Annotated in this window: 1 protein-coding gene; it reads right to left on the bottom strand. The window is 72.2% G+C overall.

Going from position 1 to position 579, the window contains the following annotated elements; genetic code table 11:
- The coding region (locus C6558_RS38970; protein ID WP_107028853.1) for a GntR family transcriptional regulator at positions 1-515 on the bottom strand (515 nt) is incomplete at its 3' end.
- Positions 516-579 lie beyond the last annotated feature (64 nt).

The raw sequence follows: 579 nt of genomic DNA on the forward strand, positions 1-579 counted from the left end.
GCCAGGCGGTTCCAGCCGCGGTGCACCAGGTCGTGCACGTGCTCGTTCTGGTGATGCTCGAACAGGATCGAGTGGAAGCGGCGGTTGAGCTCGGTGAACGCCACCGGGTCCCAGGCCTTCTCCGACTCCGTCATCGCGCGCATGGTCGCGTTCACCTCGCGGGCCGCCGCGAGGTCCTCGGCGGTCACGTGCGGGGCGCACTGGGCGGTGGAGAACCCCTCCACCAGCGCCAGCGTCTCCATGGTGTGGCGGTACTCGACCGGGTCGATGCCCACCACGGTGGCGCCCACGTTGCGCTCGTAGGCCACCAGCTTCTCGGACTGCAGGCGGCGGATCGCCTCCCGCACGGGCACCACGGACATGCCCAGCTCCGCGGCGATCTGGGACAGCACCAGCCGGTCGCCCGGCTCGTGGCGCTGGTCCCGGATCCCCTCGAGGATCGCCTGGTAGGCGCGGGCCGCCTTGGGGACGGGGGCGCCTGCGAGGCCGACCGTTCCGATGTCCGTGCGGCGCATGCTCAGGCGTCGCCCTCCGGGGCCGGGGCGTCCGGCAGGGTCTTGCGGTACTCGGCGAACTTGG

The sequence above is a fragment of the Ensifer sp. NM-2 genome (assembly GCF_003024455.1).
Classification (GTDB): Bacteria; Pseudomonadota; Alphaproteobacteria; order Rhizobiales; family Rhizobiaceae; genus Ensifer; species Ensifer canadensis.